The following is a 26,537-nucleotide window of genomic DNA, read 5'->3' as shown; positions in this document are numbered from 1 at the left end:
ATTTAGTAGGTATGTTGCTGGAAATAAGTGCCTAATGTTTCGTAGGCGTGGGCCAGATGATCTTCGATGGTCTGGACTGACAGATTCATGCGATCGGCAATTTGCTGGGACGTGTAGCCCTCGTGCCGACTGAGCAGGTAGACTTCACGACGGCGCGGAGGAAGTTGGGCAACAGCTTGCTGGTAAAGCAGTTCCAGCTCTTGATAGAGTACTTCTTCTTCGGTATCGGTGCCTGATTGGGTGGTCAGTCGTTGCAGAATTTCCTGCGGCTGGCAGTGGCTATGCTGTTCGCGAAAGGAAGCTAGCAGCAGCCCGTAGGTCATCGTGAACAGATAACCATTGAGGGGGGTGTTTTCGTCAAGAGTACTCCGGCGTTCCCAAAGCGACGTAAACACGTCGTGCACAATTTGCTGGGCCGCTGCCGGCGACTTGAGAAAACTTACCGTAAAATAATAAATCCGTTGAACATACCGGTCGTAAACCCGCCGAAAAGCTGTTGGATCAGCGTTCCGTAGTTGTCGAAGGAGAGTCTTTTCAGCTTGCATCCTACATACACGTTTGAATGGTGTCTGAGCAATTTAGTTATCAGACGTGAGGCTTAACTGATTGGTTGACAACCTTGGACCTTTCGTTCCCGGGCTTCTTCACTATGGTTATAGAAAACTCCTGACATACTGAACAAAAAAACATGGAGCGTACTAACTAATGGGCCTGTATAGAGTGCTGGGGTAAATATACGCAGAATTGTCAGAAATGCAGGGGAAGCGGTCGCCGTACAGGCAGACAATCAGGGTGGATGGCCGTTCCATCAGTATAAAAAGGTCAGATTCGTTCAGGAGATAATTAACGGGTTTGAACTTACTAAAAATTTCGGTATTCTGCATACTTTTACCAAAAAACCGGATAGTTTTATCGGTTATTATCCAATTCTGAGCATAAACTGGCCACCCATGAATTTACAAGATTTTACCGACGAGATTCGCCGTCGGGTTGGTACCGAAAGAGACTTAAATGCAACCGTTAAACTGGCTACTGATCAGGGTGTTATCTACATCGACGGGCGGCAAAATCCACCCATTGTGTCCAATGAGGATGCCGAAGCTGATAGTACCATCAAGGTGTCGCTGAGTGATCTGCAAAAACTGGGTTCTGGCGAACTGAACCCCATGACGGCTTTTATGTTTGGAAAGCTCAAGGTACAGGGAGATATGGGGCTGGCGATGAAAATCGGGCAGAAGCTGAGTTAAGCGGCCAGTTGCATAAGTTGTATTCCTAAACCTCTGACTATGAAATCTTCGCTCTTTTCCCGCCGGAAATTCCTGCAAGGAAGTGCAGTGGCGGCCGCTGGATTTACGATTGTGCCGCGGCACGTGTTGGGCGGCCCCGGTTTTGTAGCTCCCAGTGACAAACTGAACATCGCGGCTGTGGGGTGTGGTGGCAAAGCGGATGTGAACATTCGGTTGGCATACAACAACGGTTCGGATCATATGGTAGCGCTTTGCGATGTTGATAATCGCCAGGCGAAGAAGTTTCGCGCACAGTTTCCTAAAGCGCCTTATTTCAAGGATTACCGCCAAATGTTTGACAAAGAATCGAAGAACTTTGATGCGGTCATCATCTCTACGCCCGACCACATGCACGCGCCCATTGCGATGGCGGCCATGCAGTTGGGAAAGCACATCTATTGCGAAAAACCGTTAACGCACGATATTTACGAAGCCCGAATGCTGACCGAAGCGGCCCGGAAATACAAGGTCGTAACGCAAATGGGCAATCAGGGCAGCAGCGGGGACGATACCCGCAAAATTGAAACCTGGGTTCAAAAGGGCGTAATCGGGCACGTTCATACCGTCCATTGCTGGACAAATCGCCCGGTATGGCCGCAGGGGGTTCGTTCTCCGAAAGACAAAGGCGAGTCGCAGCCGGTACCGTCGGAGGTTGACTGGGAATTGTGGCTGGGAACGGCTCCGTTTCGGGATTACCACGAAGCCTACATGCCGACCCGCTGGCGCGGTTACTGGGACTTTGGAACCGGTGCGCTGGGTGATATGGGGTGCCATTTCATGGATGTACCGTTTCGGGCACTGAAACTGAAATACCCGACTTCGGTGGAATGCAGTGTTGGATCGGTCTACTCCGATTTCTTTAAAGAAGCCTTTTATGACGACGTTTGCCCGCCCTCTTCCGTCATTCATCTGACGTTTCCGTCGGACGATCGGAAGGTGAAAGAAATCAAATTTTCGTGGTACGACGGCGGCATTCGTCCGCAGGTACCGGAAGGCATTCCGTACGAAAAAGTATTCACGAACATCGACGGCGGGATTATGTTTATCGGCAGCAAAGGCATTCTGGTGGCGGAACTGTTTGGGAACAATCCGCGGCTGTTTCCGGAAGAAAAGTTTGAGGGTAAGAAACTGCCCGATCCCGAGAAGCCATTGGTCGAAGGAAAAACCGAAGGACACCAGCAGCAGTGGGTGAAAGCCTGCAAGCAAGGCTATGGTGCGTATACTAGCTCGTCGTTTGAGGAGGCTGGCCCCCTGACCGAAACCGTACTGATGGGCAATCTGGCTACGCGTAGCTACATGCACCGGGAGGCTAAAACGGGCGGAGGGTACGTTTTTCCCGGGCGCAAAAAACTGTTCTGGGATGGCGTCAATATGAAAATCACCAACTTCGATTATGCCAACCAGTTTGTGAAACGGCAATACCGCGGTAGTTATTCACTTTGATGGTGCCGGCCTGGAGACCTGCCAGGTTTTGATAAACCTGGCAGGTTGGGGACTATTGGGCTTTACGGACTGCTATCGCTTCGATTTCAATCAAAAAACCGTAGTGCAGTTTGTTGGTTGGTACGACGGCGCGGGCCGGTTTGTGATCACCGAAGAAGTCTGCATAGATCGCGTTGACCTGATCCCAGAGTGTAATGTCGGCGATGTAAACTGTGGTTTTTAGCACGTGGGATAAATCGCTCCCGGCAGCTTTCAGAATGGCTTCGAGATTTTCCAGAACCTGATGGGTTTGGTCTTCGATGGAACCCGTCTTCTTTTCTTTCGTGATGGGATGAATCGGCAACTGGCCGGATACAAAAATCAGATCGCTCCAGACCGTAGCCTGCACGTAGTGCCCGGCGGGAAGCGGGGCGTTTGGCGTTTCAACGGATTGAATCATAGTTTAAACAAGAGAAGTGAGGTATGCGGCTCCCGTTCTTTTCTATTCCAATTGCTTCAAATACAACTGAATGGTATTCTCCAGTCCAAAATACAGCGCATCGCTGATGAGGGCGTGACCAATCGACACTTCCAGCAAACCAGGAACGGTTTGGTTAAAATACCGCAGGTTTTCCAGACTCAGGTCATGGCCGGCGTTGATTCCTAGTCCTAATTCGTTGGCCAACTGGGCCGCCCGAACAAAGGGCGCAACGGCCGTTTCGCGGTTTTCGGCGTAGTGCGCAGCGTACGGTTCGGTGTAGAGTTCAATCCGGTCGGTGCCCACTTCCTTAGCACCCTGAACCATTTTTTCGTCGGCATCGACAAAGATCGAAACCCGGGTGCCGAGCTCTTTGAACCGGCTCACCAGCTCCCTCAGGTAATCGCGGTGGGTAATCGTATCCCAACCCGCGTTGGACGTAATCGCGTCGACAGCATCGGGCACCAGCGTAACTTGCTCGGGCCGGACGTGGGAGACGAGCTCGATAAACCGTTCGTCGGGATTTCCTTCAATGTTGAATTCGGTGGTCACTACCGCTTTCAGATCCAGCACATCCTGGTACCGGATATGCCGTTCGTCGGGGCGGGGATGAACCGTGATTCCTTGGGCACCAAATCGCTCGCAGTCGAGGGCCACGCTGACCACATTCGGATTATTGCCACCGCGTGAATTCCGTAAAGTGGCTATTTTATTGATGTTAACGCTCAGACGAGTCATTTTCTAGTGAAGAGTGAAGAGTTATGAGTTAAGAATTATGAACAAGCCCATCCTGTTTTCGTAACTTTGCCAACCATTCATTGGTTCCGGAGTAGAAATACTCTTAACTCATCACTTTTTATTCTCAATTAAAATAATGGCGCTGAAACAACAAATTGATACCGACATTAAAGAAGCAATGAAAGCGAAGGAGCAGGATCGGCTGCGGGCGTTACGGGCCATCAAATCGCTGATTTTGCTGGAGGAAACCAAAGACGGATCGGCCGGGGGCGATCTGAAACCCGAAGACGAACTAAAGTTGCTGACCAAAGCCGTCAAGCAGCGGAAAGATTCGGCTGACATTTACCGCACCCAGGGGCGTGAAGACCTGTTGCAGGCCGAGCTGGCGGAAATTGCCGTGATCGAAAAATATTTGCCGCAGCAGTTATCAGAAGACGAGCTGAAAAGCCGTTTACAAGACATTATTGCCCGTGTGGGCGCTACCGGACCAGCAGACCTTGGCAAGGTGATGGGCGTCGCAACCAAAGAGCTGGCCGGACAGGCCGAAGGCAAAGCCATTTCAGCAATGGTAAAGAATTTGCTGAGCTAAAGGAAACGGAAAGAGGAAGGAGGAAGAAACCAGCTCCTTGTTCCTTCCTCCTTTCTGATCCTTTTCTCGTTACTATAAATGAAAATCCTCGACATCGTTATTCTCATTACGCTGCTGTATGGCGCTTACAACGGTTACCGCAAAGGGTTGCTGGTGGAAGTGGTCGCCATTGTGGCATTTATCGTTGCGATGATCGTGGGCTTTAAGTTTCTGGGTTTTGGCATTGACTTGCTGGCCCCCTACATCAGCATGGAGCTGGCCCGGCGGCTGTTGCCCTGGATGGGCTTTTCCGTTATCTTTTTCCCAACGGTTTTTCTGATTAATCGGATGGGGTTTTCCCTGCGAAACTCCCTGCGATATACGCTGCTGGGAACATTCGATAGCATGGCAGGAGCCGCTGTTGGAATTTTTACCTGGGTTTTCGGAATTAGTGTAATGCTCTGGTTGTTAACGTGGATGGGAATACGTATGCCCGTTAAACACACGCAGGAAACGTACCTCTATCCGGTTGTAAAACCCATCGCGCCCAAAGTCATGGATGTGACGTCCGGCTGGATTCCGGTGGGGACAAACTGGATTCGTAAACAAAAAGAAGAGTTCTCGCGAAGCTGGTCCGATGACGAAACGGACGGCCTTAAGGCGGAACGTGCAGATAAAGAAGGATGATAACCACGAAGCAGGACATACGAAAACTCAATGAAGAACAACTGAAAACCTGGTTGACCGGTCACGGGGAACAGGGTTTTCGCTCCAAACAGATCCAGGAATGGCTCTGGAAACGATCGGTTCGGACGTTCGACGAGATGACCAACCTTTCGCTCAAGACGCGGCAATTGCTGGCGGAGCATTTTGAAGTTCGGACACTGACCGTTGCCCGGCAGCAACAAAGCGCCGATGGCACCATTAAATCGTCGTTCCGGCTGTTTGACGGAAACCTGGTGGAGGGGGTCTTGATTCCGGCCCTGCGGAAAGACGACCGTAGCGACGGACCGGACAACCGAATGACGGCCTGTATTTCGTCGCAGGTGGGTTGTTCGCTGACCTGTAAATTCTGCGCTACGGGCTACATGGACCGCAAACGGAATCTGGAAGCGAGTGAAATGGTGGATCAAGTGGTGGCCATCGACCAGCAGGCTAAAGAGGCTTACGCAACTGGCCTGACTAATATTGTTTACATGGGCATGGGCGAACCGTTACTGAATTACACCAATATGCTGGAGTCGGTTGAGCGGATTACCTCGCCGAACGGATTGGGCATGTCGGCCCGGCGTATTACGGTTTCGACGGCGGGCATTGCCAAGATGATCAAAAAGCTGGGCGATGATCAGGTGAAGTTCAACCTGGCGCTTTCGCTCCACGCGGCCAACGACGACAAGCGGAACCAGATCATGCCGATCAACGAAAGTAATTCGCTGCCCGCGCTGGCCGAAGCCCTGAATTATTTCTACAAAAAAACCGGTACGCGCGTTACCTTCGAATACATCGTCTTCAACAACTTCAATGATACCCTGCAGGACGCCAAGGAGTTGTGGCAGTTTACGAAGAAGGTTCCGGCCAAGGTCAATATTATCGAGTACAATCCGATTGCCGAAGCGGATTTCCGCAATACCGAAGCCGACAAGCTGGATCAGTTCGCCGGTTTTCTGGAAGAGCGCGGGGTGGTGGTTAACATCCGGCGAAGTCGTGGAAAAGACATTGATGCAGCTTGCGGGCAATTAGCTGGAAAGCAATAAATTGTCTGATCAGCACTGTGGCCTTACCAAGTTGCAAAGACATCTATGTATAGTACCAATTAATACAATTTTGCAAACCTTGACGGTTATTGCTTAACATTTAGTTAACATTGCGCTCGAAAGTTTACCGTACTTTTGAGTCATAATTGCGTGAGTTTTTACCAAAACTCATTACCACAGACTTGTATCTGCATGTTCGGATTAGAAACGGATATTTTCATCCTCCTCGCTCTTTGTCTATTTGCTGCCTGCGCGTTTGAATTTGTCAATGGATTCCACGATACGGCCAATGCCGTTGCTACCGTTATTTATACCAACTCCCTGAAACCCAATGTAGCCGTTGTCTGGTCAGGTATCTGCAATTTTGTAGGGGTATTGCTCGGGGGGATTGGCGTTGCGATGGGTATTGTTAATTTACTGCCCGTCGAATTACTGGTCGATCAGAACGTCTACCACAGTATTGCGATGGTACTGGCGTTGCTGTTTAGTGCCATCATCTGGAATTTAGGGACCTGGTATTTTGGGTTGCCCAGCTCCAGTTCACACACCCTCATTGGGTCGATTCTGGGCGTTGGTCTGGCTTTCTCCACCATGGGCACAACCGGTGAGCGCGGTGGCGTCAACTGGGAAGAAGCCGAAAAAATCGGGAAAGCCTTGCTGCTGTCTCCGCTCATCGGTTTTAGCCTGGCCATTATTTTAATGTTCCTGCTGCGCCGATTGGTGGGTAACAAAGACCTCTTTAAAGAGCCTAAGAAAAATGCGCCACCGCCTACCTGGATTCGCTCCATTCTGATTCTGACCTGTACCGGGGTTAGTTTTTTCCACGGATCCAATGACGGGCAAAAAGGAGTCGGGCTGGTTATGTTGATTCTGATCGGGATTACGCCCGCTTATTTTTCGCTCAATAACAACATTGACCCCACTACAATGCGCGGCAATCTGGTGCAGATTTCTCAGATTGTGAATAAAATCGACAGCGTCGGTTTGTCGGATGCGGATCGCAGACGGTTGTCAGGCACAAAAACCGAGCTTGCAGAGTTGCAGCAGATTACCAGCCAGCCCCTGGAAAACGGCAAGTTCAAGGCGGAAGAACGGTTACAGATTCGCCGGGATTTGCTGCTGATCAACAACAACGTGAAGAAGTTGATCGAAAGCGAGGATGTAGAACTGAGTTCGGCCGATATCAGCACCTTGACCGCCAATTTGAACGAGAAAGGCGGTTTACGACGCTTTACAGATTATGCACCTCTTTGGGTGATCCTGATGATTGCCCTTTCGCTCGGTCTGGGAACGATGGTCGGCTGGAAGCGCATCGTGGTTACCATTGGCGAAAAGATCGGAAAACAGCACCTGACGTACGCGCAAGGCGCTTCGGCGGAGCTGGTTGCGGCTACTACCATTGCCCTGGCCACTTTGTATAAAGCCCCGGTCAGTACCACACATATGCTGTCGTCGGGTATTGCCGGTAGTATGGTCGCCAGCAAAGGGATTAAAAACCTGCAGGGCGGAACGGTTCGGAATATTGCCCTGGCCTGGGTGATGACGCTGCCCGTTTCGGTCACACTCTCTTTTACATTATACCTGCTTTTTCGCTGGATTTTGGACTAAGATAAGCAAGTGGCCTAAAGGCGTTCCCCGCTTTTAGAGCCACGTCAGCTTTTCTTTCGGAAGCTCCTGCTCGATGGCTTCCCGCACTTTGTCGATCAACGATTCGACCGGTTCCTCTACATCATACGCCAGCGGTGGTTTAAACCGTACACTGAGCTTCGTATGCTGCTTTTTCAGCCGCAAACCCTTTTTATCGAATGCGCGCCGAAAACCGTTGATGACCACCGGAATAACAATCGGATTGGTACTCTTCAGAATATGAGCCGTGCCCTTGCGAATAGGGGCATACGGGCTGGTGGTTCCCTGCGGAAAGCTGACCACCCAGCCGTGTTCCAGACCCAGCGCAATGCGCTCGTTGGCGGTATGGTCTACTTCTCGTTTAATATCTTCACCTTTGGCCCGCCAGGACCGTTCAACCTGGATGGCTCCGCCCAGTGCAAAGGCCCGTGGCACCACCCCCCCTTTCATGGTTTCGCTGGCGGCTACGTAATAACTACGGGCGCGGGGTGAGAGCAGGTAAACGGGCGGGATGATTGAATTTCGAAAACCCCATTTAACGCTGCAAAAAATGTGGTAGAAGGCAATAACATCGGCGAAATACGTCTGATGATTGGAGAGGAAAAGCACGTTGTTGACGGGCAATTTTGCCAGGTGCTCAGTTCCTTCGATGTGCAATTTATTGTAAAGCGTGTACCGGAAATACGTGGCTCCACCCACCGCGGCCATCAGCATACGCTTAATCAGCAACGAGTTACCAAACGGGTCTTTCTCAAAAATTCCCAAAAAATCCAGTTGGTCGAGGGGGCGGGGCAGAAAGCTATAACGGGTTGGACGTAAAAAAGTCATGGTTTGTGGGTTGACGGATCAGTTAGTAAAGCCAAAAAGGCAATACAATGTTTTCTAATCCAAGAACGCCTTGATAATCATTGTGCTGTAAATAAATTGCCATAAAAAAACAAGGTGCATTAATCCTTTGTGATCGAGGTGTGTCCAAGGTACAAATTGCTAAACCAGGCAGTAGGGCCTTGCTGGCTGGGTTTGGCGGGACAAACCAACTTATCTTTTTGATCATGAAACGATTGACGCTGGCAGGAATAGTGACGCTGAGCTTTTTATTCATTCAAACCGTATCCGCTCAGGTTCAGGTGGGTTTTCGGGCAGGCGCTAACTGGGGAGCCGTTTCCAAACCCGAATTTTTAGACAACTTTTCGCCCACGTTTCGTTTATCTCCTGGCCCAGCCGGGGCGCTATTCCTCGAAGTGCCGGTTAGTGAGCGCGTAAGCATCCGCCCCGAGATCTCGTATATACAGAAGGGTTTTGTAATTAACGAAGGGTTTAACCTACCCATTGGAAACGTTAATCTTCCTTTTGGAGCGCGTGTGTCGTATCAAACCCGTTACATTGAATTGCCGGTTTTGGCCAAAATCAACCTGAATGAAGGGCCGGTACAAGTGTATTTATTGGCGGGGGGAGCGGCTGGTTACGCAGTGGACGGGCGTATCCGGACCCGGACGAGCGGTATTTTCCGGAGCAAACCGATGGATGTTAGCATGAATATGAATACAATCAGCTACAACCGCTGGGATTTCAGTGCCATTGGGGGCCTGGGTTTAAGCGCCGACGCAGGACCGGGCAAGATTTTTTTCGAAGCGCGGTATGAACACGGTTTTTCCCGCCAGTACGATTTACCGATTATTCAGCTTCCCATCCGCAACCGGGGTCTTAGCGCATCCATCGGCTACTCCTTTGCGATTGGGCAATAACATAGATGAAATAGCTATGGACTGGCAAACTGAGCGGTCTTGTGAATCATCAACACTATTGTTTGTGTGTGTTTAAGGGTTAGAGTTGAACTGGAAAAGCCCGGGGCGTCTGCACCGGGCTTTTTTGTGCCATTTTCTTACAATACTCCTTTTACAAACGACAGGACGCCGTCCAGTTGTCCTTTCACGGCAGGTTCGGCGGCCTTGGCGGCTACCCCTCCTTTGCTGAGTTTCGACAGACCGCCCAGCGCGGAAGTAATGAGCGAATTACCACTGCTGGCACTGCTTCCGCCCAGTGCGGAAAGGCCTGTTTTGACCAGGTTCAGGTTCTGGGTCAAACCGCTCACTTTCGAGATCAGGTTGCTGCCCCCCATGAGCTTGTCAATCTGATTGGCACCGAGGGCCATCTTGGCTAAACTCACGGCTTTTTGCAACACATTGCCTTTGAGCAACCCACTCTGCGCCAGTGGGAGAAGTTTTTTCAGGTTGCCTACCTGGCCCAACAATTTGTCTTTCAAACTGCCGGTGCTGCTTTTTGCTTCCGTTTCGAGGGCCGCGGTTCCGGCTTCCAGGGCCTTTACGGTTCCGGCTTTGTCACCTTTGGCATTGGCGGCAACTGCTTTATCAAGCAGCGCTACAGTGGAATCGGTTTTGGCCTGGAACAACGGGCTGATTGTCGGAAAAGCAGGTAAAGCTGCTGATGCTAACGATGAATAACCAACGGTTGCAAGCGAAACTGCCAGGCTCAGAATGATTTTTTTCATACTCTGTAATGATGTTTTCGGAGCGATTAAGATAGAATTGTCGAAAGTTAATGCTTTTACAAGCAATAAAATGAGGGGCTGTTTAAAAACCGTACACTTTTGTCCGCAATTGAACAGAAAGTGTCCGGCTTCGTACACCGGCAAAAAGTGTAAAAGATTTTAGTGTGCTGATTAGTAATGACTTATAGATTTTGGTGTGCGCTGGCACGGCGTTGGTATATAGATAGACGAATACGTAAACAACGATACTACTCTTAAACAACATACCGCAACAGCGGACATACTAAACAACAAATACGATGATGAATCTTCTGAGTAACCTGATCTGCACTGCTATCCTGAGCACAACATCCGTTGATCCTGCTGTAACGCCCAAGAACCTTTCGTTCGACGCCAGTGCTTATGTAACTGTTAAAAACGAAATCCGGGTGGCCGTTGCCAAAACGTCGGCGGAGCCAGTGACAATACTGCTGCGCGATAAAAAGAACCGGGTCCTTTTCCGGCAAATGGTGGGTAAAAAAGATGAGAAGTACGCCGTCAAACTGAACGTTGCGGACCTTGCCGACGGAACCTACGAGCTGGAAGTGAAATCCAAAGAAGGCAGCATTCGCAAAGAAGTAAATCTGGGACCGGAAGCCGTCGAAGTACCTACACGGTTGGTTGTTATGAATTAAGCAAAGAACAAACTGCTACGTTATAAAAAAGGCCGGAAACTCCGGCCTTTTTTATTGATTATCCGATGTATTTTTTCCGATCCCCAGCCTGTCGTTCAACCATCCAGCCGGGGTATTCCGGAGCCAGTTTGCTGACTTCGTCCAGCTTTTTCAGGTCGTCGCTACTCAAAACAACATCAACGGCTTTCAGGTTGTCGTCCAGCTGATCCGGGTTTTTGGCTCCGATGATAACCGTGGTAACGGCGGGTTGGTGCAACAGCCAGGCCAGGGCAACCTGAGCCACCGAAATGCCTTTTTCGGTGGCAATCGGTTCCATGACGTCAATGATGTCGAAGGCTTTTTCCTTGTTGACGGGTGGAAAGTCAAAATTCAGCCGCCGGGCTTCCTCCGGATTTTTGTTACGCCCGTATTTGCCACTCAGAAAACCGCCCGCCAACGGACTCCAGACCATCAAACCGACCTTCTGATCGAGTAACAACGGAACAATTTCGCGTTCCAGATCACGGCCTGCAATTGTGTAATACGCCTGGAGTGAAACGAAGCGCGCCAAATCTTTGTGCTCGGAATAGGCCAGGGCTTTCATCAGATGCCAGGCCGCGAGATTACTGCAACCAATGTAACGGACTTTCCCGCTACGCACCAGATCGTCGAGCGCACGAAGGGTTTCTTCCAAGGGCGTCAGAAAATCAAAACCGTGGATCTGGTACAGATCGATGTAGTCGGTTTTCAACCGGCGCAGGCTTTCGTCGGCTTGTTGTACAATGTGTTTACGACTCAGACCGATCTGATTCGGCCCTTCGCCCATCTTGCCCCGAACCTTGGTCGCAATCACCAGATCATCCCGGTTAAGGCCGAGGTTATGAATGGCCTGTCCGGTCAACTCTTCCGATACGCCTTCGGAATAAACATTGGCGGTATCAATGAAATTAATACCGGCATCGATGGAGCGTTTCACCAACTCATCGACCGGTTTCTGATCGAGCTGGCCAATGTTTTTCCACATGGCACCTTGCCCGCCAAACGTCATCGTTCCCAGGCAGAGTTCAGAAACCAGCAAACCTGTGTTTCCTAGTAGGTTGTATTTCATAGATTAAACGGTTTTTAGATGGAGCGATTATTCCTCTGAACCTATTGGCTGACGCATTGCGCCGTTGCTTTTAACAAATGCCTGTGTAATTCGTTTCAGTAAATAAATGATCTTTATTATGCGCCCGGTTTTGTGTCTCCTTGCATTTAGTTTTTCCGCCGTCTGGTGTTTTGGCCAGAGCGATACGGCCCGTCAAATAAATCAGCAGAAACCCACCACGATTGCCCCGATTGTAACACCTTCAAACAGTGTTCCGATGACCGCCCCCGCTGCGGAGCCCCTGTCAACGCCGGGTACGGTTATCAGTCCGCGCGAAGGGCGCGGAAAGCGCAAAATCCGCGTGGTTCCGCCGAGCGATCCGAATGCCTTTGGCGTGGGTGCTACACTGGAAAAAAGGGATTCGACCCGCCGAAAAGACAACTAAGGTTTAGGGGGCAACCAAAACAATGGAGCCGCCCGGTTGCATCGTTACGACCACAAAACCGTCTGCTGCGGGAGTAAGGGTTGCCCGTTCCGATGATTTAACAGCGTAAGTTGGAAAGGGCAATTTCAACGATGTTGTTCCTCCTTTTTCCGCCGTAAGCATCACTTCTTTCACCAGACCATTGTTTTTGGTTGCGCTGACCAGAAAAGCACCTTCGGTTCGTAAATTGGTGAAACGGGCATCGCGCCAATCGTCGGGAATGGCGGGAAAAACCTCGATAAAACCGGCGTAGCTCTGAATCAGCATCTCCTGTAAGCCGGAGGCAAAGGCAAAATTGCCTTCCAGCGTAAAGGGTCGGTACGTAAATTTTGATTTGCCGGATTTAGTCTGATCGCCGTTCAAATGAAAAGAATTTACGGAACAGAAGGCGGAGGCAAAGGTGCGTAACGCACTGCTGGCACCCGCGCCGTCTTTGGCCCGGGCTTTGAGGCTGCCCAGCCAGGCGTAGGAATACCCGCACCACCAATCCGGCCCGACGCGATCAAGTAATGCCAGCGAATTGCGGATAATCTGCTGCGACGCTGGCCCATCTTCCCACCGAATCAGGCCCAGTGGATGAATGGCCATGAGGTGCGAAAAATGGCGGTGCGACTCGTTATACGGCAAACTAGCCGCAAACATGAGTTCGTTCTGATCGCTGAGCGCAAAATCACTCCATTGTTGCTGAATTTCCTGCCAGTGCCGGGCGTCAGTGTTGTTACCCAACACCGTGGCCATCTCCGCAGCGGCTTTAAACACAAACTTCATCAGCGCAAGATCGTAATTGGTATTGGTCAGAAACCAGGCTTCGAGTTTGTTGTTGTTTATTTCGGGGCTGGAGCTGATCGGGAGCTTCCGTTTGCCTGTTGCATCCAAAACCGTTAGCTGTTCCAGGTGCTGGGCCACGCCTTTGAGCCAGGGATAGGCTCTCTGCCGCAGAAAAATTTCGTCCTCGCTGTAGCGCCAGTGCCAATAGTAATGATGGGCCAGCCAGGCCGAAACCGTGGGTGAGAGCGAATACTGAATCCACCCGCCCATCTCCTTGCCCGTCAGTGTGGTAACACCGGGGACAGCAATGCCGTCGGTGTTGAAATACCGTTTAGTGTAGGCGCGGTAAACGGGCAAATTCTCGTCCAGGTGATTGAGATAGCCGATGCTTTCTTCCAGGTGGTTTCCACTGTAGCTGGGCCAGTAACTTAGTTGCGTGTTCAGGTCGTGGTGGTAGTCACCTTTCCAGGGCGGAATTCGACCGTTGTCGGCAGTCCAGACGGCTTGCAGCGAAATGGGGGGCGCATCGGCCCGGGCGGTAGCGCCAAACTTGTACGTTTCCAGATGCCACTGTTTTTGAAGTAACGAATCCGGCACCTGGATCGACGCTTTCGACCAAAACCGTTGCCACCAGCTTCGGTGCGACGCCAGGTCTGCGGCATACGTTCGGCTGACGGGGCTGACCGGCACAAGTCTTTTCTTTTTCTCGGGATAATCGGAGGTGATGGTCCAGGTGCCTTCCAGCGTATTGCCCTGCTGGCTCCATTGCACCGTTACGTCGTACGAAAAACCGCCCCAGCCTTCCTGATGGTATGTAATTCGGTTCTTTTGCCGTACCACTTTTCCCTGCGTGTATCCCAACCGTACCAGGTCATCGCCATCGACCACGGCGTTCTCGGCCTTTTTCTGAACGGATTTGCCGTAAGAAGGGGGAAGCAATTCAAGAGATGCTTTTCGGGGAAGCTGCTCAAACCGAAACCAGCCGACCGGTTCGGTTGCATGAACGAAGGTGCGTAAAACCGTTCCATTTTGCCATTTCACTTCCGCAATGGCGTCTTCAATGAGCAAACGGGCCGACTGGACCGCCCCCCACGATTGGGTGTTAAATTCCAGTGCCGCCCCCGGAATCTTGGTCGGGCCCGGTTCCTGATCGTACGGTTTATCGAAATAGTCCTGAACAATTTTGTATTCCTTTTTCAGGACCTGCTCCTGTACCCAGCGGTAACTGAACTCGGGCCGGTCGAGCCCCTTCATGGGCCGTAAATCCCACAAGTCTACCCGATCAAGCGAAAACCGTAACCGGTTCTCTTTCTGCCAGATCAGGCTTCCCAGTACGCCGTTGCCGAGCGGCAGTGCTTCGTCCCAGCGCGTGGGTAATTGGGAAAACTGCAAGTCATAGGGACTGGTCCGGAGAGGCTGGGCAATTGCGGGCCAAAGGCCAATCCATAAACCGCAAACGACGGCGGTAATAAACCGCTGGCATCGCTTTGCGCTGATTTTGTGCATGATCATACGGGTGAGGGTCGGAATGGGTAATAGCCAGCAATTTTTTAGTAGCACTCAAAAAAGCAAATCGTAAGGAAAGAAGAAAGAAGGTGGGCGTCCGGATGCTTCTTTTTTCAAGATTCTTACCCTTTTTTCACCAAATCCGGTATCTTGCTACCCTTTAAAACTATTCCCATGCACCTGTTTACAAACTTCCGCCTTGGCAAACCGCACGGTTTTGCGTTATTTTTCATCGTTTTTAGTTTAGTAATCAATTTGGCGGCACAGGCCCAGAAAGGATCACTGGCCGATGTCAGTTTCATGGAAGGGCGCTGGCGAGGAACGTTCAATGGCGGGCCGATCGATGCTGCCTGGGCTGCCCCCGAAGGTGATAACCTGCCCGGATTCATGCGCATGATGAAGGATAATAAAGTGACGATGTACGAGATGCTGATCTTCGAACAGACGGAAAAAGGTCCGATTGTTCTGGTGAAGCATTTCAAACCAGGGCTGATTGGGTCAGAAGAAAAAGACCAGTCGGATCGGTATTCGTTCATCGAAGCCAAGAAAAACCAGGTGTTGTTTGAAAAGTCGGACGGCCAGGTTCGGATTATCTACGAAAAACGGTCGGACAATCAGCTGGTTATCCAGCGCGGCAAGCAGGAGGGGGGCAAATGGGTGTTTGCCGATCTGTTCGTATTTAACCGCGTTCGGTAATCATTTAGCAGAAATCATACTCGAGCCATCACGAATCCGCCTACTCCAGAGTGGGCGGATTCGTTTTTATAAAGGAGGCCAGGAAGTTTTGTGTCTCGGAACTCCCTGATCAATACCGTTGTTCTCCGCTCCGAAAGAGGTACTGCACCCTCCACCGTATGAAAAAAATCTTCAAAAAAATGGCCCTCGTTATCGTTTCACTTTTGGTCCTGCTGATTCTTGGCGTTGTTGCCTTTGTTAACCTTTCCCCCCAATTTGGGGCCAACGCGACCGGCGAGCGGCTGAAACGGATCCAGGCGTCGCCCAATTACAAGGACGGTACGTTCCAGAATCTGGTGCCAACCACGCTTGATCTATCCTTGAGCAAAATGGTGCCGGCTACTTGGAAGATGCTGACGGGTGTGCCGGGCGCCGAGCCAACCGATACCATTCAAACCGTACCGTTTGATGCTGCAGTTTTTGAGGGGAATGGTGACTCTAATCAGGTTGCCATCAGCTGGTTTGGGCATTCGTCGCTGCTTATTCGTATTCAGGGAAAAACCTTGCTAACCGATCCGGTATTTGGCGAACGAGCATCTTTTGCGTCTTTCAGTGGCCCGAAGCGGTTTTTGTATAACCATTATATGGACGTGAATGAGTTGCCGCACGTAGACGCCGTCCTGCTTTCGCACGATCATTACGATCATCTGGATTACGGCACCTTCACGCGGTTAAAAGGCAAAGTCAAGCAGTTTTTTGTTCCACTAGGCGTCGGGGCACACCTGGAAAAATGGGGCATTGCTCCGGAGCAGATTACCGAACTGGACTGGCACGAATCGGCCAAAATGGGCGACCTGACGCTGGTTTGCGCACCGGCCCGGCATTTCTCCGGTCGTGGTCTTACAAACCGCAACGGCACACTCTGGTGTTCGTGGGCGTTGCTGGGTACGAAAAAACGGGTGTATTACGGCGGAGATACCGGTTATTATCCCGGACTGAAAACCGTGGGCGAAAAGTACGGCCCGTTCGATGTTGCATTGCTGGAATGCGGGGCTTATAACGAAGACTGGATCGATATTCACATGATGCCGGAACAAACGGCGCAGGCGCAGCTGGACGTTCGGGCCGATCTGCTCATTCCGATCCACTGGGCCAAATTTAACTTGGCTTTGCACACCTGGCGGGACCCCATTCAGCGGCTCCTGAAAAAATCGGCAGAGCTGGGTACGCAGGTTGCCACACCCCGGATTGGTGAAGTCGTTGTGCTGGACTCACCGTTGCCGACCGGGCATTGGTGGGAAGCTCTGCCGTAAACCGTCCGCGCTACAAACGGGCCAGCAACCCTTTCATCATTTCCACAAAATAGGCTCCATTCTGCGGGCCGAACCAGTTCATCGTCTGTGTTTCGTAGGCCTGTCGATGGTAGTACTTATCCGGGGTTATGTAGCCAACATACCCGCCGTTGAAGCTCGTTACCATCAGATTCAGCCCTTTCTGGTTTGCCTGGCGGGTCAGGTCGGCTACCAGTTCGCCCGAAAAATCGCAGGGTGTACCGAGCAAAACCGTCTGCCCAATCCGCAGGGCTTTCAGGTCGGACGGGTAATCGCCGTAGACGGAATGAAATAACCATCCTCTGACGCGCCAGTCGTCGGCAACGCGGGCGTGGGGTTCACGTAATTCCAGCGGTAGTGTCAGCATTTCCAGTGTGCTGTCTGGCTTTGTCCGCAGCTGGGGCAACGTGGGCACAATCCGGTTGGTCAGGCTATCGGCGTAGGTTCGAATGGTGGCAAAAACCGTCTTTTGTTCTTTTGCTTTTGAGCCGGTGCTGCCCACGGATCCGGCCATAAAAGCGACAAAATTTCCCGATTGTTTTTCGAGCTGATCGACCAGCACGCCCGGATAATCACGACTGAGGTACTGGGCGTCGTGCGCACGGAAAATTGTGGCGTGGCCGCCATAAGTGCACAGCAGGGCCGATTCGCCGGTTTTCTTTCGAAGTTTTAGTAGCCGGATGGTGCCGTCAACTTTGCCTTCGTCGTTCATGCGGTTGTAAACCAAGTCGTTGGCGGCAATCTGCGAAAAGCCAACTTCTGCCGGAGCCAGTTGCTGCTGTGCCCGTGTAATTGATGTCAGGATGGCGTTCGTAATGTGATCGACAACCCGCTGATCGAACTCCCCCGCAAACAAGCCGCCGACCAATCCGGGAGCCCAACCCCCGAGGCTGTTGTGGCTGTGGATGGCACCCGTGAACAAATTCTCCCACCGGAAACCGATTTCGGGCAATCTTTTTTTGAGTTGTTCTGTTACGGTGGGTGGAGTGATGAGCAAATCCAGTGCAACAACGGCCACTTTGGTACTCCCGTTGGTGAGCACGATGGTACGGACGTAGATGGAATCACTGACGGTTTTCCAATGTTCTCCTCTTCGAACACCGTAGCCGCCCGTTGGAGTTGTGAACGACGGTGTTAAGTTGACTTTAGCCCAGCCAGCCAGCAAACCGGTTTGGGGCGCTGGCGGAGTTGGTAGCTGTGAAAGCCGTTGGCGGGTGTGAGCGTAGTAGTCGGTTTGTTGGTATGGGGTGTTGCTGACTGGCGCGATGCTAACAGCCAGAAACAAAAGGATGAACACGAACAGGCCCAGCAGGACCCGAAGGAAGATACGCAGGTATTTCATGATTTTCGAATCCCAAATCTAATAAAATCTAACCTTGTATTGGCAAAACCAGTTATTAAGGAGTGCAAAAAAAAGTTTATCGTTTATGGCTCATCGTTTTTGAGTAATCATTTGAAAAACAGATGCCTATAAATTGTAAACGTGGAGATCGACCAATGATACATTAAATACCGTAAGTACATTAATGCAAGCCAGCACCTCCTCAAAAAATGATTCGACCGCCAAACCGGTCGTTTCCCGGCGGCTCGACCGCATGTTTCTGGCCTTAAGCGATGTAGCGTCGTTTATCATCCAGTTTTTCAAAGAAGTATTTGTTCCTCCCTACGAGGGCAAAGAAATTGTCCGGCAGTGTTATGAAGTGGGCGTTCGATCGTTGCCGCTGATTTCGCTAACCGGTTTTATCACCGGTATTGTATTTACCAACCAGTCTCGTCCGTCACTGGCTACGTTTGGTGCAACATCCTGGTTGCCTTCACTGATTTCCATTGCCTTGGTTCGGGCGCTGGCTCCGCTGGTAACAGCCTTGATCGCATCCGGGCGGGTGGGGTCCAATATTGGCGCCGAACTGGGATCGATGCGGGTCACGGAGCAAATCGAAGCCATGGAAGTGTCGGGAACCAACCCGTTTAAATTCCTGGTCGTGACGCGCGTCATTGCTACCACTTTCATGATTCCGACGCTGGCCATGTTTTTTGTTTTTCTCGGTGTTTTAGGCTCTTACGTCAACGTGGCTCAGAACGAGAAAACCAGTTTTATGTCCTTTATCGAGACGTTTTTCAGCTCGATCAGCTTCCTGGACATTAACTCAACCGTCATTAAAGCCATCATTTTCGGATTTACGATTGGCATTGTAGGGTGTTACAAAGGCTATAACTCGTCGAAAGGAACGGAAGGCGTTGGCAAAGCCGCCAACTCGTCTGTGGTAACTTCCATGTTTCTGGTTTTTATCGAAGAGCTGTTGTTTCTCCAAATCATAAACGCCATCCGCGCTGCGTAACGCATGAATACGAAAAAAACGGTCAATCAGCCGAAAGAATCCGTTATCGTTCTCCGCGATCTGAAAATTTCGTTTGGCGATTTGCATGTGCTTAAGGGGGTTGATCTAGACCTGTACCAGGGCGAAAACCTGGTAGTACTGGGGCGTTCGGGTACGGGGAAGTCGGTATTGATTAAAATTATTGCCGGGTTGCTGGAACCGGATCAGGGAACGGTCAATGTGTTGGGCGAAAACGTTCGTCAGTTGAACAAACGCGAATTGGACGCGCTGCGGCTGAAATTAGGATTTTCATTCCAGAGCAGTGCGTTGTATGATAGTATGACGGTGCGCGAAAACCTGGAGTTTCCGCTTATCCGGAACGTCCGGAACCTGAGCCGCGCCGATATCAATCAGGCGGTTGAAGAAGCCCTGGAAGATGTTGGGCTGAGCCAGACCATCAATCAGATGCCCTCAGAGCTGTCGGGTGGACAGCGGAAACGGATCGGGATTGCCCGGACATTGATTCTGAAACCCGAAATCATGCTCTACGATGAGCCAACGGCGGGACTTGATCCGATTACGTCCAATGAGATCAATAATCTCATCAATGAAGTCCAGGAACGCCACAACACGTCTTCCATCATTATTACGCACGATTTAACCTGCGCCAAAACCGTTGGCGACCGGATTGCGATGCTGCTGGACGGGCGGTTTGAAAAACAGGGAACATTCGAGGAAGTTTTCAGTGATTCAAACGATGAGCGTGTAAAACAGTTTTATGAATACAACTTTGTTGATTAATAAGTTATAAGATCAAAGGTCTATGTTTTTAAGTTTATAACCAGCGAGTTATCGGGTCAGGAAAATCCGTAAGCCGCCAACTGTAAACCGTAAAAATCCCTTCCATACCTAACAAGAAACACAATGAAAGCAGCAGAAAATAAACGGGCGGTATACGTCGGTATTTTTGTTTTTATCGGAATCGTGATTCTGGTGACCGGAATCATGGTACTCGGTGGGCAGCAGAAACGCTTTGTTAAAAGCATTCGGGTAAATGCTATTTTCAACAACGTCGGGGGCTTACAGTCCGGGGCCAATGTCTGGTTTTCCGGGGTCAAGATCGGCACCGTTCGCCGGATTCAGTTTTACGGCAACTCCCAGGTCGAAGTGACCATGAACATTGAAGAATCCGTTCAGCAATACATCCGCAAAGATGCGCTGGCGGCCCTGAGTACCGACGGGTTGATCGGGAATAAAATTGTTGAAATTGTGGGCGGAAGCACCAACGCCGAAACCGTGGAGGACGGCGATATTCTGCACTCCAAAGCCGCGTTGAATACCGAAGAAATCATGACGACCCTTCAGGCCAACAACAACAACCTGCTCCGGGTAACAAGTGATGCCAAAAAGATTCTGGACGAAGTGCTGAAAGGCAAAGGCGTTGCCGGAGCGGTATTGCGGGATTCGACCGTGGCTACCCGTTTCAAAAACACAATGGCTAACCTGCAGCAGGCTTCGAGCAGTGCGGCCCAGGTAACTAAATCGCTGACGGCGGCATCGGGATCGTTAAACCAGTTTGCGGCTAAGCTCAATGCCAAAGGCACGCTGGCGAATGATCTGGTGTCCGACACGATCATTGTCCGGGATTTGCGGGCATCGTCGGCGCGGCTGCGGTCGGTATCAAACACGGCGGTTGAAGCCACAGATAACGTCAAACGGGCGACGGAAAAGCTCAACAGCAACAACAATGCGCTTGGTTCGTTGCTCAACGACGAAGTGGTCAACCGCGATCTGAAAAGCACGATTCATAACCTGGAAACGAGCAGCCAGAAACTGGACGAAAACATGGAGGCCCTGCAACACAACTTTCTGTTTCGCGGTTTCTTCCGGCGTCGGGCCAAAGAGGAAGCCAAGCAGAAAGCTGCTACGGCCGCTTCCAGCCCAGATACGAATATGAAGAAGTGACAGAAACCGTATCTTTGCGGCATGTCATCAACCCAACCCATTGGCGTATTCGATTCCGGCTACGGCGGCCTAACGGTCCTGAAATCCATTGTTCGGCAATTGCCGCAGTATGATTATGCGTACCTGGGCGACAACGCCCGGACTCCCTACGGAACGCGTTCCTTCGAAACCGTCTACCATTACACACTTGAGTGTGTCCAGCACTTGTTTGCAATGGGATGCCGGCTGGTTATTCTGGCCTGTAACACGGCTTCGGCGAAGGCGTTGCGAAATATTCAGCAACTTGACTTGCCCACCATTGCCCCCGACCGGCGCGTCTTGGGCGTTATCCGACCTACAACGGAAGTAATTGGCAAGTATTCGCAAACGGGCCATATTGGTATTCTGGCGACGCGGGGTACGGTTACGTCCGAATCCTATACGGTCGAAATTGATAAGTTTTTTCCGGATTTGAAAGTCTATCAGGAAGCTTGTCCGATGTGGGTGCCACTCGTTGAAAATGGTGAACACAACGGCCCTGGAGCAGACTATTTTGTGCAAAAGCACCTTGCTCACCTGCTGGATCAATCGCCGGAAATCGATGCGGTTTTGCTGGCGTGTACCCATTATCCGCTTTTGCTCCCCAAAATCCGGCAATTTGTGCCTGAAGATCTAACCATTCTGAGTCAGGGAGAGATTGTAGCCGACAGCTTGCAGGACTACCTACGGCGTCATCCAGAAATCGACGCCCAATGCAGCAAAGGAGGAAGTCTGAACTTTTACACGACCGATTCGGCGGAAGAGTTTGAACAGAAAGCGGGTTTGTTCTGGGGCGAACCCATCCGGGCGGAGCGCCTGAAATTGTAAGAATGACTCTTATACCGTAGATCCATTCAATAACCTAACGCCCATGAACCTCAAGGCCATTTGTCTGCTTGCGGCTGTGGTCGGTGTTGCAGGGCTGGTGTGGTTGGGCGACCCATTGAATAAGCCCGGAGCCAGCCCAAAACGGGATGAATGGAGTACGGTTTTGAAAGGGCTGGGAACGCTTTCATCGCCCCGGATGGCCGATCTGAACAACGACGGCATTCTGGATCTTGTTATGGGGGCGGGCAGCGTCGAATTCCGGACGAGCGATTCGGCCATTATTGCCGTTGACGGTGCAAACGGTCAACTGCTTTGGAGCGTTCGGGCGCGGGACCAAATTTTTGGTTCTCCGTTGTTTCACGACATTACCCGCGATGGTATTCCCGATGTCTTCATTGGTGGGCGGGCCGCCGAACTGAAGGCCATTGATGGCGAAGACGGCGATATCATCTGGGATTATTTTACCAACTCCGATAACCGAACGCCGAGCGACTCCGGTACCTACAACTTCTTCAACCCTCAATTTATTCCCGATCAGGATAACGATGGGCTTGACGACCTGCTCGTTGCCGCCGGTGGATACGTTAAAGCACTGCCCTACGATCCAAAGCGGCCTCCGGGGCGGCTACTGGTGGTGAGCAGCGCCACCGGGAAACGGCTGGCCGCAGCTACCATGCCCGACGGTTTCGAGATTTACATGTCGGTGGTGGTTGCGGACTTTAAGCAGGACGGCAAGCTGTCGGTTATTTTCGGAACGGGTGGAGAGACCCTCAAAGGTAGTCTCTACAAAGCTCTGCTGAGTGATGTGTTGAAAAATGATCTGTCGCGGGCGAAACAGCTGGAGCCGGGGTATGAGAAAGGGTTCGTAGCCCCGCCGGTTTTGGCCGATATTACGCAAGATGGCATCCTGGATATTGTGGCTAATTCTGTCAACGGGCGAATGATTGCCATTGATGGCGAAACGCAGCAGGTGCTCTGGCGGGTGAGTGTGCCTCAAACCGAAGCGTATGGTTCGCCGGCAGTCGGTTTTTTTACGGATGATGAGGTGCCGGATTTCTTTACAAATTACGGGATTGGTGCCTGGCCCAAACTGAATCAGTCCGTACAGCTGATGGTTGACGGAAAAACCGGTCAGGTGGTATTTCGGGATTCACTGGGCAGTTTTCAGGAAAGCAGCCCGCTCGCGTTTGACTACAACCAGGACGGTTTTGATGATGCTCTGATCAGTCTGAATGCTAACCAACCTGCCAAGATCAGCAACGAACTGAGGGTAGTCGATTTTCGGAATGATACCACGTACCGGATAGGAGAGCGGCAAGTTGGCGCAAATGTCGCCAGCACACCCTGGCTCGGCGATCTGGACAATGATGGTTGGCTGGATTTGCTCTATTGCCACGAAATCAATCCCGCCGATCTACTATCGATCCGGCAGAAAAAAGGGTTGAAAATTCATAAAATGAAGCTGAACGTGCCGCTTCGGGAAAACCGTATCTGGGGCGCCTATCTGGGCAGCGACTATACGGGCATTTTTCGGAAAAAGCGAAAGCCATCCGGCTGAATTTGCTAAGGACTCAGGTCGCCCTAATGCATAGTGTTTTGTGAACGGTTCGTTTCTTTACCAGTTCATACTCATGGAGATGCATGGTTTTTCGGGGAATTAATGATAGCTTGTTGCTGGAATAGTTATCTACCCCCAATCATGCTAAACACGTTGCCGGGAATACGGCCCCAACAGCCTGTTAACCCCTTAGCCCGCTTCAGTAAAAAAGCCCTGCAAGGCACCAGCATTGCCCTGGTGACAACGGTCTGGGTGAGTGCAGCCCTGTTTGGGCTGTACATCCTGGCTTTCTATGCAGCGGCCCTTTACAAAGGCAATATGGAACGATGGAATGACGTGTTGCCCGGTTTGTACGAGCGTGGAACAACGGCAGCTACATCGGGCATTGGCCTTCATTTTGCAATGGGGGGCATTATTCTGGTGCTGGGTAGTGTGCAGTTATTGGATGGTGTTCGGACGCGTTTCCCGGCCTTACACCGCTGGATTGGGCGTGTCTATGTGGTGGCATCGCTGCTGGCGGCTGTCGGGGGCTTGGTATTCATTGCCATCAAAGGCACCGTTGGCGGCCTGGTAATGAATGTGGGCTTTTCTCTGTACGGAATCCTCATGTTTGTTGCGGCTATTCAAACGTACCGCCATGCGGTAGCCGGGCGGTTGGAAAAGCACCGCGCCTGGGCGCTGCGGCTGTACGCGCTGGCAATCGGGTCGTGGTTGTTCCGGATGGATTACGGTTTCTGGATTATGCTAACGGACGGTCTGGGGCATACCCGATCGTTTCGTGGCCCGTTTGATCAGGTGATGGCTTTTTTCTTCTACATTCCCAATCTGGTGGTCGTCGAAGCGTATATCCGCGCCCGTGCGTACCGGGCTTCTCCCTGGCTGCGATTGGTGGCCGCCAGTATGCTGCTGGGTGCCACCGGTTTTCTCGTAATCGGCACGTATTATTTTACCTTGTACTATTGGGGACCAGCGATTATGGGTTGGATAACGGGCTAACGTAGTTGGTGCGCCCGGTTTTCGGGTTTTAGCGCAAAGCATGATGAGGCTTGTTACGATTTGCTCGAAACGAAAAGCAACGCTATTTTGCCGGAATGAAACGTTCCGTTCTTTTTCTGGGCGCAGCGCTGTGCTGTGCTCAATGGGGTCAGGCCCAGACCGGTAGTCCGCAGGAACCCGTGCGGTATATCGGTGGAGAAACCATTGATCCTACTTTACATGAAGGCCGACTTCGCTACGCTATCGGTGTCGAAAACCGTCAGACCATGCGAGCCAACCGCACGCATCCCGACGAAGCGGATGGCCACGGGTGGACGTACAACCATGCCTCTAACCTATGCTATTGGAATGGTACGTTCTATCAACAGTACCTGAGCAATCCCGTTGACGAACACGTGGCGCCGGGGCAAACCCTGCTAATCACGTCCAGAGACGGTCGGCACTGGAACAAACCGAAGGTCATATTTCCTCCGTATCAGGCTCCGGAAGGCGTTAAAATTCCGGATGGGTATAAGGGGTATATGATGCACCAGCGAATGGGCTTTTATGTAGCACCCGACGGGCGTTTGCTGACGCTGGCTTTTTACGGACATACCGAAAATCCTTTTGACAAAGGGGGGATTGGCCGGGTGGTTCGGGAGGTTTACAAAGACGGTACCTTCGGCCCCATCTATTTTATTCGGTATACGACCCACGTTGATTGGAACGAATCGAATACAAGTTACCCCTTCTTCAAAAAATCAACCGATGCGGGGTTTGTAAAGGCTTGTGAGGCCTTGTTGAACAATCCGCTGATGACTTTTCAGTGGTACGATGAGGAAAAAGGACTGGACGGTTTTTACGGCGGGAAGGAAGGCGGGCGAGCGCTGTCTTATTTCCACCGCAAAGACGGAAAAGTGGTTGCTCTCTGGAAAAAATCGATGGCGGCTCTGTCGTCCGACGAGGGGAAAACGTTCTCAAAACCCGTGCAGGTGCCTACGCTGGTTATGTCTGGCGGAAAGCAATGGGGGCAGCGAACGGAAGACGGGCGGTATGCGCTGAGTTACAATCCGATTGATCAGACCAAATACCGGTTTCCGCTGGTGGTGGTAACGGGTGAGGATGGCATTATTTTCGATAACATGTTGCTGGTTCAGGGCGAGTTACCCGTTCGTCGGTTTTCGGGGCGCTGGAAAGACTTTGGTCCGTGTTACATGCGGGGCATTCTGGAAGGCAACGGTAATCCACCGGGTAACGATATGTGGCTGAGTTACAGCATGAACAAGGAAGATATCTGGATCAGCCGGATTCCGACACCCATTACCTACAGCGTGAAAGGTGCCGTAAAAGACAATTTTGATTCGATGGCACTGGACGGAGACATTCCCAATTGGAACATCTATGCTCCGAAGTGGGCTCCCGTATCGGTCGTCAATACGCCCGGAAAATCGGGTAAAAGCCTGCTGCTGGCGGACCAGGATTTGTACGACTATGCCCGGGCCATTCGGGTATTTGAAGAAGGTACAAATGTAACGGCCAAGATGAAGATTTACGCCGATCCCAGCAATACGGGCCAGTTGGAAATTGACCTGACCGACCAGTACGGTAACCGCCCTGTACGACTGCGGTTCAATGCAGAAAATCAGATTGTTGCCACCGATGGCGGCACTGAAAGAACGGTGCAGGAATACCGGAAAGGGCAATGGTACGAATTGGAGTTGCAAACGCTGGCGGCTCTCAACGGTCATTATTCCTTAAAAATCAACGGGAAAAACGTTTTAGATAAAGCCCAACTGGCCGAAGCTGTCAAGTCCATTGAACGCTTATCGTTACGCACCGGGCCGTATCGGAATTTACCCAATCGGCAAACCCCCAACGAAACCACTGAGCCGCCCTTACCGGGTGCGGATATTCCGACGACGCCTACCCGGTTTTACGTCGATGAGGTGGAGATTCGGAAGTAGTATCTTGATCAGAGCTATTACCTTTG

Annotated in this window: 26 protein-coding genes; 18 read left to right on the top strand and 8 right to left on the bottom strand. The window is 51.3% G+C overall.

Going from position 1 to position 26,537, the window contains the following annotated elements; translation table 11 throughout:
* Positions 1-2: 2 nt before the first annotated feature.
* Positions 3-545, bottom strand: a complete 543-nt coding sequence (locus ACYVH9_RS17855) for an RNA polymerase sigma-70 factor (protein WP_460637752.1) — start codon at positions 543-545, stop codon at positions 3-5.
* A gap of 405 nt (positions 546-950) precedes the next feature.
* On the opposite strand from ACYVH9_RS17855, the gene ACYVH9_RS17850 reads away from it, so the two are divergent.
* Complete coding sequence (locus ACYVH9_RS17850) at positions 951-1,247, top strand: SCP2 sterol-binding domain-containing protein (protein WP_460637751.1); 297 nt, start codon at positions 951-953, stop codon at positions 1,245-1,247.
* A 39-nt stretch (positions 1,248-1,286) separates the two neighbouring features.
* Positions 1,287-2,729, top strand: a complete 1,443-nt coding sequence (locus ACYVH9_RS17845) for a Gfo/Idh/MocA family protein (protein ID WP_460637750.1) — start codon at positions 1,287-1,289, stop codon at positions 2,727-2,729.
* A gap of 52 nt (positions 2,730-2,781) precedes the next feature.
* On the opposite strand, the gene ACYVH9_RS17840 is transcribed toward ACYVH9_RS17845, so the two are convergent.
* Together ACYVH9_RS17840 and ACYVH9_RS17835 are read right to left on the bottom strand one after the other, a co-directional pair.
* A complete protein-coding gene (locus tag ACYVH9_RS17840) occupies positions 2,782-3,168 on the bottom strand; it encodes a RidA family protein (protein ID WP_460637749.1) in 387 nt (128 codons plus the stop codon).
* Positions 3,169-3,210: 42 nt separating this feature from the next.
* Entirely contained in the window at positions 3,211-3,924 is a 714-nt protein-coding gene (locus tag ACYVH9_RS17835) for a pyridoxine 5'-phosphate synthase (RefSeq protein WP_460637748.1), read from the bottom strand.
* 136 nt (positions 3,925-4,060) lie between these two features.
* On the opposite strand from ACYVH9_RS17835, the gene ACYVH9_RS17830 reads away from it, so the two are divergent.
* The 4 genes from ACYVH9_RS17830 (at position 4,061) to ACYVH9_RS17815 (ending at position 7,854) form a co-directional block, all read left to right on the top strand.
* Positions 4,061-4,513, top strand: a complete 453-nt coding sequence (locus ACYVH9_RS17830; protein ID WP_460637747.1) for a GatB/YqeY domain-containing protein — start codon at positions 4,061-4,063, stop codon at positions 4,511-4,513.
* A gap of 78 nt (positions 4,514-4,591) precedes the next feature.
* Positions 4,592-5,179 (top strand): CvpA family protein, encoded by a 588-nt coding sequence (locus ACYVH9_RS17825; protein WP_460637746.1) that lies wholly within the window; start codon positions 4,592-4,594, stop codon positions 5,177-5,179.
* Positions 5,176-6,246, top strand: coding sequence for a dual-specificity RNA methyltransferase RlmN (rlmN, locus tag ACYVH9_RS17820; RefSeq protein WP_460637745.1), 1,071 nt, complete (start codon positions 5,176-5,178; stop codon positions 6,244-6,246). The genes ACYVH9_RS17825 and rlmN overlap by 4 nt, the downstream gene beginning before the upstream one ends.
* A 192-nt stretch (positions 6,247-6,438) precedes the next feature.
* Positions 6,439-7,854, top strand: coding sequence for an inorganic phosphate transporter (locus ACYVH9_RS17815; protein ID WP_460637744.1), 1,416 nt, complete (start codon positions 6,439-6,441; stop codon positions 7,852-7,854).
* 33 nt (positions 7,855-7,887) lie between these two features.
* Here ACYVH9_RS17815 and ACYVH9_RS17810 read toward each other — a convergent pair whose 3' ends face one another.
* Complete coding sequence (locus ACYVH9_RS17810; protein ID WP_460637743.1) at positions 7,888-8,700, bottom strand: lysophospholipid acyltransferase family protein; 813 nt, start codon at positions 8,698-8,700, stop codon at positions 7,888-7,890.
* 224 nt (positions 8,701-8,924) lie between these two features.
* On the opposite strand from ACYVH9_RS17810, the gene ACYVH9_RS17805 reads away from it, so the two are divergent.
* On the top strand, positions 8,925-9,617 hold the full coding sequence (locus ACYVH9_RS17805; protein WP_460637742.1) for a porin family protein: 693 nt from the start codon (positions 8,925-8,927) through the stop codon (positions 9,615-9,617).
* A 137-nt stretch (positions 9,618-9,754) separates the two neighbouring features.
* Here the strand turns inward: ACYVH9_RS17805 and ACYVH9_RS17800 are convergent, their stop codons facing one another.
* Entirely contained in the window at positions 9,755-10,381 is a 627-nt protein-coding gene (locus ACYVH9_RS17800) for a hypothetical protein (RefSeq protein WP_460637741.1), read from the bottom strand.
* 302 nt (positions 10,382-10,683) lie between these two features.
* Here ACYVH9_RS17800 and ACYVH9_RS17795 point away from each other — a divergent pair, with 302 nt between their 5' ends.
* Positions 10,684-11,055, top strand: a complete 372-nt coding sequence (locus ACYVH9_RS17795; protein ID WP_460637740.1) for a hypothetical protein — start codon at positions 10,684-10,686, stop codon at positions 11,053-11,055.
* 58 nt (positions 11,056-11,113) lie between these two features.
* Here the strand turns inward: ACYVH9_RS17795 and ACYVH9_RS17790 are convergent, their stop codons facing one another.
* Complete coding sequence (locus ACYVH9_RS17790) at positions 11,114-12,142, bottom strand: aldo/keto reductase (RefSeq protein WP_460637739.1); 1,029 nt, start codon at positions 12,140-12,142, stop codon at positions 11,114-11,116.
* Between the two features lie 106 nt (positions 12,143-12,248).
* Here ACYVH9_RS17790 and ACYVH9_RS17785 point away from each other — a divergent pair, with 106 nt between their 5' ends.
* Positions 12,249-12,566, top strand: coding sequence for a hypothetical protein (locus ACYVH9_RS17785; RefSeq protein WP_460637738.1), 318 nt, complete (start codon positions 12,249-12,251; stop codon positions 12,564-12,566).
* Positions 12,567-12,569: 3 nt separating this feature from the next.
* On the opposite strand, the gene ACYVH9_RS17780 is transcribed toward ACYVH9_RS17785, so the two are convergent.
* Positions 12,570-14,879 (bottom strand): glycosyl hydrolase family 95 catalytic domain-containing protein, encoded by a 2,310-nt coding sequence (locus ACYVH9_RS17780; RefSeq protein ID WP_460637737.1) that lies wholly within the window; start codon positions 14,877-14,879, stop codon positions 12,570-12,572.
* 174 nt (positions 14,880-15,053) lie between these two features.
* Here ACYVH9_RS17780 and ACYVH9_RS17775 point away from each other — a divergent pair, with 174 nt between their 5' ends.
* Positions 15,054-15,575 (top strand): DUF6265 family protein, encoded by a 522-nt coding sequence (locus ACYVH9_RS17775; RefSeq protein WP_460637736.1) that lies wholly within the window; start codon positions 15,054-15,056, stop codon positions 15,573-15,575.
* Between the two features lie 158 nt (positions 15,576-15,733).
* Positions 15,734-16,867: an MBL fold metallo-hydrolase gene (locus tag ACYVH9_RS17770; protein ID WP_460637735.1), complete on the top strand. Its 1,134-nt coding sequence runs from the start codon at positions 15,734-15,736 to the stop codon at positions 16,865-16,867.
* Between the two features lie 10 nt (positions 16,868-16,877).
* On the opposite strand, the gene ACYVH9_RS17765 is transcribed toward ACYVH9_RS17770, so the two are convergent.
* A complete protein-coding gene (locus ACYVH9_RS17765; RefSeq protein WP_460637734.1) occupies positions 16,878-18,227 on the bottom strand; it encodes a neutral/alkaline non-lysosomal ceramidase N-terminal domain-containing protein in 1,350 nt (449 codons plus the stop codon).
* A 184-nt stretch (positions 18,228-18,411) separates the two neighbouring features.
* Here ACYVH9_RS17765 and ACYVH9_RS17760 point away from each other — a divergent pair, with 184 nt between their 5' ends.
* The 7 genes from ACYVH9_RS17760 (at position 18,412) to ACYVH9_RS17730 (ending at position 26,511) form a co-directional block, all read left to right on the top strand.
* Positions 18,412-19,224, top strand: coding sequence for an MlaE family ABC transporter permease (locus ACYVH9_RS17760; RefSeq protein WP_460637733.1), 813 nt, complete (start codon positions 18,412-18,414; stop codon positions 19,222-19,224).
* Between the two features lie 3 nt (positions 19,225-19,227).
* Positions 19,228-20,004, top strand: coding sequence for an ABC transporter ATP-binding protein (locus ACYVH9_RS17755; RefSeq protein ID WP_460637732.1), 777 nt, complete (start codon positions 19,228-19,230; stop codon positions 20,002-20,004).
* Between the two features lie 123 nt (positions 20,005-20,127).
* Complete coding sequence (locus ACYVH9_RS17750) at positions 20,128-21,168, top strand: MlaD family protein (RefSeq protein WP_460637731.1); 1,041 nt, start codon at positions 20,128-20,130, stop codon at positions 21,166-21,168.
* Between the two features lie 21 nt (positions 21,169-21,189).
* Positions 21,190-22,014, top strand: coding sequence for a glutamate racemase (gene murI / locus ACYVH9_RS17745; protein ID WP_460637730.1), 825 nt, complete (start codon positions 21,190-21,192; stop codon positions 22,012-22,014).
* A gap of 43 nt (positions 22,015-22,057) precedes the next feature.
* Positions 22,058-23,572: an outer membrane protein assembly factor BamB family protein gene (locus ACYVH9_RS17740; RefSeq protein WP_460637729.1), complete on the top strand. Its 1,515-nt coding sequence runs from the start codon at positions 22,058-22,060 to the stop codon at positions 23,570-23,572.
* Between the two features lie 141 nt (positions 23,573-23,713).
* Positions 23,714-24,568: a DUF2306 domain-containing protein gene (locus tag ACYVH9_RS17735; RefSeq protein WP_460637728.1), complete on the top strand. Its 855-nt coding sequence runs from the start codon at positions 23,714-23,716 to the stop codon at positions 24,566-24,568.
* 95 nt (positions 24,569-24,663) lie between these two features.
* Positions 24,664-26,511, top strand: coding sequence for a hypothetical protein (locus ACYVH9_RS17730; protein ID WP_460637727.1), 1,848 nt, complete (start codon positions 24,664-24,666; stop codon positions 26,509-26,511).
* Positions 26,512-26,537: the final 26 nt, after the last annotated feature.

The sequence above is a fragment of the Larkinella harenae genome (assembly GCF_054780515.1).
The sequence above is the reverse complement of the archived record's forward strand: the minus strand, read 5'-3'. Positions and strand labels throughout refer to the sequence as shown.

Excerpts from the sequence above, each read along its gene's own strand:
- ACYVH9_RS17755 (WP_460637732.1), top strand. The coding sequence starts at position 19,228 with ATGAATACGAAAAAAACGGTCAATCAGCCGAAAGAATCCGTTATCGTT.
- ACYVH9_RS17730 (WP_460637727.1), top strand. The coding sequence starts at position 24,664 with ATGAAACGTTCCGTTCTTTTTCTGGGCGCAGCGCTGTGCTGTGCTCAA.
- ACYVH9_RS17845 (WP_460637750.1), top strand. The coding sequence starts at position 1,287 with ATGAAATCTTCGCTCTTTTCCCGCCGGAAATTCCTGCAAGGAAGTGCA.
- ACYVH9_RS17770 (WP_460637735.1), top strand. The coding sequence starts at position 15,734 with ATGAAAAAAATCTTCAAAAAAATGGCCCTCGTTATCGTTTCACTTTTG.
- ACYVH9_RS17830 (WP_460637747.1), top strand. The coding sequence starts at position 4,061 with ATGGCGCTGAAACAACAAATTGATACCGACATTAAAGAAGCAATGAAA.
- murI (WP_460637730.1), top strand. The coding sequence starts at position 21,190 with ATGTCATCAACCCAACCCATTGGCGTATTCGATTCCGGCTACGGCGGC.
- ACYVH9_RS17785 (WP_460637738.1), top strand. The coding sequence starts at position 12,249 with ATGATCTTTATTATGCGCCCGGTTTTGTGTCTCCTTGCATTTAGTTTT.
- ACYVH9_RS17760 (WP_460637733.1), top strand. The coding sequence starts at position 18,412 with ATGCAAGCCAGCACCTCCTCAAAAAATGATTCGACCGCCAAACCGGTC.
- ACYVH9_RS17775 (WP_460637736.1), top strand. The coding sequence starts at position 15,054 with ATGCACCTGTTTACAAACTTCCGCCTTGGCAAACCGCACGGTTTTGCG.
- ACYVH9_RS17810 (WP_460637743.1), bottom strand. The coding sequence starts at position 8,700 with ATGACTTTTTTACGTCCAACCCGTTATAGCTTTCTGCCCCGCCCCCTC.
- ACYVH9_RS17835 (WP_460637748.1), bottom strand. The coding sequence starts at position 3,924 with ATGACTCGTCTGAGCGTTAACATCAATAAAATAGCCACTTTACGGAAT.
- ACYVH9_RS17840 (WP_460637749.1), bottom strand. The coding sequence starts at position 3,168 with ATGATTCAATCCGTTGAAACGCCAAACGCCCCGCTTCCCGCCGGGCAC.
- rlmN (WP_460637745.1), top strand. The coding sequence starts at position 5,176 with ATGATAACCACGAAGCAGGACATACGAAAACTCAATGAAGAACAACTG.
- ACYVH9_RS17815 (WP_460637744.1), top strand. The coding sequence starts at position 6,439 with ATGTTCGGATTAGAAACGGATATTTTCATCCTCCTCGCTCTTTGTCTA.
- ACYVH9_RS17790 (WP_460637739.1), bottom strand. The coding sequence starts at position 12,142 with ATGAAATACAACCTACTAGGAAACACAGGTTTGCTGGTTTCTGAACTC.
- ACYVH9_RS17750 (WP_460637731.1), top strand. The coding sequence starts at position 20,128 with ATGAAAGCAGCAGAAAATAAACGGGCGGTATACGTCGGTATTTTTGTT.
- ACYVH9_RS17805 (WP_460637742.1), top strand. The coding sequence starts at position 8,925 with ATGAAACGATTGACGCTGGCAGGAATAGTGACGCTGAGCTTTTTATTC.
- ACYVH9_RS17800 (WP_460637741.1), bottom strand. The coding sequence starts at position 10,381 with ATGAAAAAAATCATTCTGAGCCTGGCAGTTTCGCTTGCAACCGTTGGT.
- ACYVH9_RS17855 (WP_460637752.1), bottom strand. The coding sequence starts at position 545 with ATGCAAGCTGAAAAGACTCTCCTTCGACAACTACGGAACGCTGATCCA.
- ACYVH9_RS17850 (WP_460637751.1), top strand. The coding sequence starts at position 951 with ATGAATTTACAAGATTTTACCGACGAGATTCGCCGTCGGGTTGGTACC.
- ACYVH9_RS17740 (WP_460637729.1), top strand. The coding sequence starts at position 22,058 with ATGAACCTCAAGGCCATTTGTCTGCTTGCGGCTGTGGTCGGTGTTGCA.
- ACYVH9_RS17765 (WP_460637734.1), bottom strand. The coding sequence starts at position 18,227 with ATGAAATACCTGCGTATCTTCCTTCGGGTCCTGCTGGGCCTGTTCGTG.
- ACYVH9_RS17825 (WP_460637746.1), top strand. The coding sequence starts at position 4,592 with ATGAAAATCCTCGACATCGTTATTCTCATTACGCTGCTGTATGGCGCT.
- ACYVH9_RS17735 (WP_460637728.1), top strand. The coding sequence starts at position 23,714 with ATGCTAAACACGTTGCCGGGAATACGGCCCCAACAGCCTGTTAACCCC.
- ACYVH9_RS17780 (WP_460637737.1), bottom strand. The coding sequence starts at position 14,879 with ATGCACAAAATCAGCGCAAAGCGATGCCAGCGGTTTATTACCGCCGTC.
- ACYVH9_RS17795 (WP_460637740.1), top strand. The coding sequence starts at position 10,684 with ATGAATCTTCTGAGTAACCTGATCTGCACTGCTATCCTGAGCACAACA.